The organism is Psychromonas sp., assembly GCF_041586535.1.
Taxonomy (GTDB): domain Bacteria; phylum Pseudomonadota; class Gammaproteobacteria; order Enterobacterales; family Psychromonadaceae; genus Psychromonas.
Genome location: NZ_JBFGZY010000150.1, coordinates 1 through 9,621, shown reverse-complemented (window position 1 = coordinate 9,621; position 9,621 = coordinate 1). Strand labels below are relative to the sequence as shown.

Genomic DNA, 9,621 nt, shown 5'->3' with positions numbered 1-9,621 from the left:
TGGGCATTATAATAGATGAAGTTATCTTTTTTGACTCATGTAGAGCTCAATGCCGGGATTTTCGTTCCTTTCAAGGCAAGGTTGTGAAGTAATAGCCGGCTATTACAAGCAAACTTAACGCAGAAAGGGGCGAAAAGAGCGGTGTTGAGGAATGTCGCTTATCCAGAGTTGAGGTTAATTACATCCAATTCATTCTCGTATGAATCCTTGTTTTCAAATGATTCATAAACTCATTCTATTTCTTGCTTAAACAAAAAATCCCTAATCTTAAATAAGACCAGGGATTTTGATCGAACGATATAATCGTTCAAGTTTTATGAAATGAGCTTTAAGCTATTGGCAGTAACCAGATACGATGCCTTTTACTACTGACTCTTATTCAATCGCATCAGTATACGATTGCAGCCACTCAACTAAGTTTGAAGTACCATCACCGTCATCGTCATTCTGAGGATTTTCAGGTAGTGTCAAACTTCTCTGATTTTCCTCGACATAAACGTAACCGCCATTATCCATTTGAGAATCCAAATACGTTCCACTGTGCGTTCTTACCCCTTCGACAATTCGTGCATCAACTTCATCACGATGGCGAGGAAATGCCCCAACCCAGTCGGTAAGAGACTCTTTAACTTCCGTTGTCGTTAGTGCCATTACATTCCCCTCCCACACTCTTGGGACAGATTGCACAACGACAGGCTCTCCTTGCATACGATAGTCATACTCAGGGCGATCTTCAAATGATGTATTACCTTTGAAATAAACTTTCGCCTCAGGGCTTCGACTCGTAAAGAGCTCATCCGCGCCACCCTCATAACGATCAGACGAATTATCAGGGAAGTCCATTACATTGCCAACCATTGACACGTTGACTGGTTCATCATGGACACTCACTGCGTATTCACCCGGATTATAGATAAAGTTATTTACGAATTGTAATGTTCCACCATCCATTCGTGGTGAACGTCTTTGACAATGGCCAAATAAATTACCGATAAGGGAAACCCTTTCACTCTCAGTCCTAATAAGGAGACAATATGCATGATCTTTCCCATGAGCATTGTAACGTAGCGGCTCAGCAATGATAGAATCGCGAATGGTCAAGTTTGTCACACCGCCAAAAACTGAGATAGCTTCATCGACAGACCAACTGACAGACATATTATCGAGAATGACGTTATACGTCCCCTCTGAATCGCGCCCGCCACGTATTACCACGGCATCCGCGTCTGAAGCTTCAGAGCTACTCATGGAATTTAAATTATGATCGCTATCACCAAGACGAACGCGCATATGCTGCATACACACATCGTGGGTGTTAATTCTCAGTCGTTCGTGATATAGCGAGATACCCGGTGCCGGTGCCGTTTGACCTGCAATCGTGATAAATGGCGAATCAATGTCAATACCCGACTCTAATTTAATGGCACCTGAAACCTCAAAAACAATGGTTCTTGGGCCTTTCTGGTTTATCGCACTCCTTAATGAGCCCGCCCCGCTATCATTCAGATTCGTTACCTTAACTATCTCACCTCTCAAGCCGCAGACAGAATCGGTGCCGAATCCCCCCTGGTGAATCGAACGTTTCGACTGCGTTCCTAAATTTGCGCTGTTATATGTTGTAAATGTTCCCTCAGTTAAATCACTGTTGCTTCCCGTTACACTCAATAAATCGAACGCCGATGCTGAATCATCAACTACCACTTCTTCAACGACAGCTTCCTCAACGACAGCTTCTTCAACGGCAACTTCTTCAACGACAACTTCTTCAACGACGACAGCTTCTTCAACAACGACAACTTCTTCAACGACAGATTTTTCAACGACAGCTACTTCAACAACGACAGCTTCTTCAACGACAGATTCTTCAGCTGCGATGCTGCCACCTGTTGTATATTCCAAATATAGCTGTGGCGCACCGGCCCGATCTCCATCATAAGATTCAGCAATTCTTGCTCCAGCGCCGCTGAGGATGAAGGCAATGGCATTATCACTTTGCCACCCTGTATTGGAGATGATCTCCTGAACAATAGATGACAAGTCTGGAGTACGCTGCTCCTCGCCGGCTACTGCTTTAGTATCCCAAGCAGCAGGTGACCATAATACGGATGTATCTGTCTTGGTTCGGTTACTGATATTGTAGTCTGTATTGGTAAAAACAGGCGCATTGGCAATACCTTCACCATAGATAGTAAGATCTGCATTATTAACAGAGCTCTCATCTACTTTAAACTGGATGTAAGCTTTACTTATAGTTGCATTTTCAGGAATAGATAAATTGGCAAAACGAACCCCGACTGTTTGTACAGAACTCCCTTCTTCTACAAGCTCCAGATCAGAACTGTTGATATCCATGGTGCCGTTAGCACGCTCTTCTGCATCATCTGCACTTTCTGACACCCTGTTTAGCTCTACAACGACCTGTTCTTCAGCAACAGGCTCTTCAGCGACTGGTTCTTCAGCAACTGGTTGTTCAACTACTGGTGTAGTACTGCTGCCATCTATTGTATATTCCACATACAGCTGTGCCGCACCAGCCTGATCTCCATCGTAAGATTCAGCAATTCTTGCTCCGGCACCGCTAAGGATAAAGGCAATAGCATTGTCACTTGCCCAACCTGTTTCGGAGATAATTTCCTGAACAATAGATGACAGGTCAGGGGTGCGCTGATCTTCCCCTGCTTCACCGACGGTATTCCAAGCTGCAGGTGACCATGATGCGGATTTATTAGTCTTGATTCGGTTACTGATATTTCCGTCTGTATCGGTAAAGCCTGGCGCATTAGCTGTACTTTCAGCATGGATAGTAATATTTGCATTGTTTACAGAGCGTTCATCTGCTTTAAACTGGATGTAAGCTTTAGTTATAATTGCATTCTCAGGAATAGATAGATTGGCAAAACGAACCCCGACTGTTTGTACCGAACTTCCTTCTTCTACAAGCTCCAAATCAGAGCTGCTGATATCCATGGTGCTGTTTCTTCCATGTTCTTCTGCATCATCTGCACTTGATGAAACCCTGCTTTGTAATACATAAGTTCCGTTATTGACATCTGCCGCGTAACTCTCATTACTCATGGTCAAGGCACTTAAGACAATACAAGCGGTGCTTGTCATTAACAGTTTATTATTCAAAATATAATCCTCATTAAAATGTAGAAGCAAGGGGCAAGCCAAGCGTTTTCTGTAAATCTTATGGGGGGCATTAAAACGTATTTGTTATGGGTTTGCATGGCTCTTTACGTTTCTTTACATTCATACCACTCTCATTTTTCCGTGATATATATGCTCGACAAGCTGGTTGATTGGGTCGATATTTTTGTAATTGGCAGAGCTCATGAAAAATATGATGGCACTAAAACGTGATGTTATTTCTTAATAGCGCTTTGTGTTTTATGAGGAGTAAATCACAGTCCTCCTCGAACCACAGTTTTTTCTTGTTGACATTTATTACCTTTTACATATCAATGTGTTAGCGTATTTTTTGGTATATTTAACGCTTCCCCTGAGAAGCACATAATCATCTAATTTTATAATTTTTTACAGTTGCAACCTCTAAAAGTTTCGGCAGTGTGTGCTCATAAATATGGTGATAAACATGGCTAAGCTGTTGCCATATGCGACTTTAGAAAAATGAAGTAATACATGATTTCAAAAGATACCTACTTAGGGGTAAGGTAATATTGTCAATTTTACTTAACAGAGGCGAGCGGTAGTCCGGGAGCTGGTTAAAGACAAAGAGCAGCGCTTTTTACTTGAAGAAAATACTAATACTACCTCAACTCTGGATAATGAAAGCGTCATTGCTTTTGATATCTTGCTGAGGTTAATTATTATCGGGTTTTTCAACGCTAACCGGGAAAGGCTTGGTCACGCTTCCGGTATAGATGGTTCGATGCGGGAATGGTATTTCAATGTCTGCTTGATCAAAAGCCACTTTGATTTGTTCGTACATGGTATTACGCAATTCTAAAAAGTTCTCCCGCTTCGTCCAGACAGAAAACTGCAGCCCAAGAGCAGAATCTTCAAAACCCTGAAATATAAATAATGGTTTAGGCTCTTCCAGGCAAAGCGGATTATTAAAAGCAACTTGCTCTAACACCCCTTTCACATTAGCAATATCTTCTTTGTAGGCGATACCAATTTTCATATCTAACCGCCTGATAGGAAACTTAGTTAACGTAGTCACTTCTGATTTTATTAGCGATTCGTTTGGCAGTCTGACAAATAAATTATCAAAGGTTCTCACCTTAACGGATAACAGATCAATAGATAACACCTCACCAACTGTATTACCCACCTTGATCACATCTCCAATTGTAAATGACCTTTCCGCCATTAAAAAAAGACCGCTGATAAAGTTGGAAGCGGATGTTTGCGAAGCAAACCCTATCGCCACAGTTAAAACACTTGCCGCCCCTAACAATACACTTAAATTAAAACCCATCTCCAACAAGGCAGAGAAAATAAACAGCAATAAAACAAAGTAGTAAACAACCCGTTGAATTAACTTGGAGGTTTGAGGAGCAAAGACCTTGCCACTAAACTTGACGCTATAAAAACTAAATAACTTGGCAACAACAAAGCCGATTACCAGCAACACCAGCGCCCGCATCAACTTGAAAAGCTGTTCAACATTGAAATAATCAGAAAACTGCAACCAAAGCTCGTTCATAATCTCACCCTATTTGAAAATAGCACTAAAAGCGCGAATAAATTGCCCTTGCTCTGCGGTTTCTCTCGGACCACTTACCAATATTGTATTATCCTGCTGATCCCCAATCTTTAATTTGGCCAGACTGTTGTCATTTTGCCAGGTTAAAGCGACTGACTCGGTATAAAATTGCCCATTCTCGGTTTTAAATACCGATAGCATAGGCACTGGAATTGATACACGCTCAAATGACAAAATACTCTCGGTACAATTATGGATAACCAAAGGGGTAATAGCGCGATGCCGCAATAAGGGCAAAGCATTTAAGTCAGTCCTACCGTTGGTTAAACTTGCGTAGCATAAGTCACCCTGCATAGTAGAAGGGCCAAACCAGGTATCAGATAAGCGTTGGCTAGCTATTTCCTGGAGCTTTGTACTCTCTTCAGAAACTAAGTTCAAGGACAACCAAATTGGGGTAGAGACATATAAGATAACTTTAGATTTAGGTGAAACCTTGATTGGTTTTAATGGCCGGCAAACCACAGGTCTGTCGGCTAAAACAGGTTTGACATTAATTAAATCCGAATCGTTATTGACAAAAAAACGTGCTTCGTCTTTATAACTGCATGCAGCAAACTGCCCGACTTCTTTATGAATTCTGTTATTGAATTCTTCTAAATCAGCTTCGTATTGAGAATAAACAAGCCATTCTTTACCTTTATTTTCAATGGCAAGCGATAGAAAACCAATATCTAGCTGCATTGAATGGCCAATAGGTATCGAAGATTCACCCCACCAGGGATCTGAATTATTCATTAACATTTCCGCCTATGATTGTATATTTTTGCATTTATAACAATGAATTAGCTGGATCGTCAACCTTCTCCACAGATACATGATCAGAATGCTGCATCCCTTTGAGTAATCGGCCAAAAATATCTGCACCTGTGATGATACGCTTAGTACCATTCCAGACAAGTAATACGTCATTTCCAATCACACCATCATAGGATTTTTCAAGGGATTCATTGGATTTCATTTTAATCACAGCTTCGCTTAGTGAAGCTGCTTCATTTCTAATGACGATTGGACGATGACAAAAACTATAAGGATCAAATTGTTCCGGTTCAAATAAAGCACTTCTTAAACAGCCATCCGCATCTATAACCAGCAATGGAACATCTTCTTGATTGGTAAAAACAACCCAACGGTGACCAGATTTATGTAACAACTTCAGGAAAGGGTCATCCGCGCTGGGCTTAATATCCGGGATAATGGGCAAATCCATTTTACTCGGTAAAACAATAATAGAATCCGGATCAATTAATTCCCCCTCCTCGCTCACTGTTATGCTGTCAAATTTAAAGAAATTTAAAGCGCCGATACCTTCAACGTGGTTAATTTCAGTTTCTTCTGCCTCGATATGCTTTCTGATAATACTGGTCAGCTCACCCTCTGCCAAATAGGTAATCCCCTCTTTGCCAAGCCACATATCTAAAATCATGGCAGTAGGCTTTGCCACGGGGAATAAAAGCAACTGGTAAAATCTAATAACTGGCGATAACAAGCTCCCCATTTTAATAGCGTTTCGGGAAAAATAAGCTTGCGGTGTAATTTCGCCAATAATGGTTATTGCTACAGCCGAAAACAGAAAGGAGCTAACTCCCGCCAGCACTGAATCTGAAAGCAGAGTAAGCAGGACATTAATGCCAACGTTTCCCCATAAAATAGTCGTTAAAAGAAAATTGGAGTCTCCCCTTAATCGTAATATTTTCGCAGCATCTAAGTTGCCTTTTACTGCTTCGACTTCCAGCTGTAAACGACTAGGTGAAAAGAAAGCTAAATTTAAGCCGGAAAAAATAGCGGATTGAGAAATACAAATAGCTATTCCTATCCAGATAAAAAGGTCCTGTGACATTTGATCCCTAACTATAGATTAATATTAGACAGCAAGGCGCTACCTAATTTTCAGACTGAAAAAAACGAATTATTTAAAGAAAGTATATAGAGAAAGGCTGTCTGACGGTAGCAGCAATTTTAGATTTTATATAGTTAATGAATTGATAAGTTGTCCCGTTTAACTGCAGCAAACTCTCTAACTCAGGCAGTAATTACAAGGTATCTGCTGCTGGAAGAATCACTTTCAGCAGCAGATACTATAGCGCAATTGATAATAACTTTATTTTATGACCTGTAATGTGTTAGATGAGAGCATTTGTAATTCCCAACGATGGTCCCGGCTAAGCAGATGTTCAATTTCATTTGCCGGTACAGGTCTGGAAAAATAATATCCCTGACCATAGTCACATCCAAGATTGCGTAAAAAACGATATTGTTCAATGGTCTCAATCCCTTCACCTAAAGAAGATATCCTCAGACTGCGTGCCATCTGCACCGTTGCGGTGACGATGGCAATATCATCTTCATCATCAGGTACCCCGTCAACAAATGATTTGTCGATTTTCAGTTTGCTGAAGGGTAGATGTTTGAGACGGTTCAGTGATGAGTAGCCGGTACCAAAATCATCCAGTGATATCTTGATCTCATTCTCCTGCAAATGCCGCAGTGTTTTATCCATACGATCCGGATCGACAAACATCGCACTTTCCGTCACTTCAACCTCAAGCAGATGCTTTACCACCCTGCTCTCATTGATAATACTTAATATTTGTCCGGCAATGTCGCCGTGCCACATTTGCCGAGCCGAGAGATTCACTGCAATCGGTAATAAAATTCCCTTGTCTGTCCATTCGCGAAGCTGGCGGCAGGCTTCTCTAATCACCAACTCCCCGATCGGTAAAATTAATCCGGTATCTTCCGCCACGGGCAGAAATTCAGCGGGCGATATAAAATGCCCCTCTTCCCGTTCCCAGCGGAGCAGCGCTTCTACGCCAACCATTTTCCCGTCATTAAGATCGATAAGCGGCTGATAATGAAGCCGGAATTCCTGCTTCTCTATTGCTTTATTGAGCATAGTGGCCAGGCGCATTTTTGACTGATGGCGATCCGAGAGTTCTTTAGAAAAGTATTGATAGTTATTGCCACCGAGTTCCTTGGCCCGGTACATCGCATTGTCCGCATACTGAATCAACTGTGCGGCATCCACGCTATCTTCAGGCAGCAGTCCGATGCCAATGCTGGCAGAAACATAAGTATCCTGATTATGGATCTGAAACGGCTTTTGCAGTTCTCCCAGAATCCTTTGGGCAACCTGTGATGCATTCTGCTCGAATTCAGCCTTATCTACCCGCTTACCGTATTTTGCAAGCATTACAATAAATTCGTCGCCTCCCTGCCGCGCTATAATATCAGCTCCCCGGGTGGCATTTGTCAGGCGCTCAGCAGCCTGACAAAGCAATTCATCCCCGGCTGCGTGACCCAGTGTGTCATTAACCAGTTTGAAATCATTCAGATCAATAAACAGTACCGCCAGCGCTCCTCCCTGACGACTTTGCCGATCAATCGCCTGATTCAACTCCTGAATCATCATTGTCCGGTTGGGCAGTTTAGTCAGAGAGTCATGAAAGGCCATATAGCTGATTTTTTTCTCGGCCAATTTGTTATTTTGTTTTATCCGTATTGCTATCACGCCATATGCAAGGTCATCGGCAAGTCTTTCCAATAGTACGATTTCATCCTGAGCAAGGTTTTTTATCTGCGAGCTATAAATTGCCAGCACAGCAAATGCCTGTTTCTCATGCAAAAGCGGAAAAACAATGACAGACTGATACCCTCGTTTGCAGGCTTCTTTACTCCAGTGCTGACCATCCAAGACGCTTTTAATATTCATTTCAATGTACGGTTGGCCGGTGCGCAGCACCTTAGCTTCGGGGCTGTCAGACATTTGTCCAGGATTCTTGCAGTCTAACAATGCATTAATATAACCTTGCTCCTCACCGGCCCAGGCGACCGGGATCATAACCCCACTATCATCTGCCGGCAGCAATCCCACCCAGGCAAACTGATAACCGGTCTGCTCCACTATATTTTGGCATACCCCGCTAAATAGTTTTTGCTCATCATCAGAGCGTGTGATAAGGGTACTGCTGGCATGAATGGCTCTTAAGGCACGGCTACTACGCTGTAATTTTTGCTCATGGCTTTTACGCTGACTGATATCAGTGGCTGCACAGACAATGCCCTGAATATCTCCCTGATCATCACGCATCACGGAGCCGGAAAACAGTACCGGTACTTTGCGGCCGTCTTTGCTCAGATAGAAGATCTCGACATTGGCAACAATTCCTTTACGAATTAATACATTCAGTCTGCTTCCCCGAAAAATAGCCTGTTCACCAATCACCATGGAAATAGGTTGACCAAGCAGCTCTTTTTCCTGATAACCTAATAGGCTCAGCGCTGACTGATTGACTGACACAATATTTCCATCCGGATTGGTAACGATTAGCGTGCTGAGCATGGTTTTGAGAATGTTGTCTACATAATCACTTGAAACGGTTGTTTTTTGCAACTCGTCAGTCATTTTGTTAAACGCAGAAGCCAACTCACCAACTTCATCTTTTGTTGTTACGGCGGCTTTTACGGTCAAATCTCCGAGCGAAACGGCCTCAACGGTTTTTGTTAATTTTTCTATCGGCCGCGCGAGGACCCTACCGGCATAATAGAGCCCAGCGGCCAGCAAGATTGTTGCAATCAACGCGAAAACCGCAACATGTTGAGCCATCTGCCGAACAGGAGCGAGCGCTTTTTGAAGCGGAACCTCCAACAACACTCCCCAGCCACTCCCCTTATAACCGAATAAACCGTTCTGCAATGCATAGACAGCCAGCACAGGCTCGGAGTGTTGCTGCAATTGCTTAGCCAAAATAGCACTGCCTCCAACACCACTTGCCATAGAACGCCTTGTAAGATCGAGCTCCGCAGTATTAAGTTTTAAACTGTTATCTGCCAATCCACTCTGGCCTGCAATAACCTGCGCTTGATTGTTAATCAGATGGACTACTGCCGGC

General features: G+C 42.7%; 5 protein-coding genes. All 5 read right to left on the bottom strand.

Features of this window, described 5'->3' with window-relative positions; translation table 11 throughout:
- Positions 1-375 precede the first annotated feature (375 nt).
- The gene (locus ABZA00_RS14700) at positions 376-3,132 is read right to left on the bottom strand and encodes a hypothetical protein (RefSeq protein WP_372882913.1); all 2,757 of its coding nucleotides are present in this window, start codon (positions 3,130-3,132) and stop codon (positions 376-378) included.
- Between the two features lie 691 nt (positions 3,133-3,823).
- A complete protein-coding gene (locus tag ABZA00_RS14695; protein WP_372882912.1) occupies positions 3,824-4,672 on the bottom strand; it encodes a mechanosensitive ion channel family protein in 849 nt (282 codons plus the stop codon).
- A 9-nt stretch (positions 4,673-4,681) separates the two neighbouring features.
- Positions 4,682-5,467 carry a hypothetical protein gene (locus ABZA00_RS14690; protein ID WP_372882911.1) on the bottom strand — a complete coding sequence of 262 codons (786 nt, stop codon included), beginning with the start codon at positions 5,465-5,467 and terminating at the stop codon, positions 4,682-4,684.
- A gap of 34 nt (positions 5,468-5,501) precedes the next feature.
- Positions 5,502-6,569: a DUF21 domain-containing protein gene (locus ABZA00_RS14685; RefSeq protein WP_372882910.1), complete on the bottom strand. Its 1,068-nt coding sequence runs from the start codon at positions 6,567-6,569 to the stop codon at positions 5,502-5,504.
- A 261-nt stretch (positions 6,570-6,830) separates the two neighbouring features.
- The coding region (locus tag ABZA00_RS14680) for an EAL domain-containing protein (protein ID WP_372882909.1) at positions 6,831-9,621 on the bottom strand (2,791 nt) is incomplete at its 5' end.

What these genes read in the sequence shown, in the direction of transcription:
- ABZA00_RS14695 (WP_372882912.1), bottom strand. Translation starts at nt 4,672, where the DNA reads ATGAACGAGCTTTGGTTGCAGTTTTCTGATTATTTCAATGTTGAACAG.
- ABZA00_RS14690 (WP_372882911.1), bottom strand. Translation starts at nt 5,467, where the DNA reads ATGAATAATTCAGATCCCTGGTGGGGTGAATCTTCGATACCTATTGGC.
- ABZA00_RS14685 (WP_372882910.1), bottom strand. Translation starts at nt 6,569, where the DNA reads ATGTCACAGGACCTTTTTATCTGGATAGGAATAGCTATTTGTATTTCT.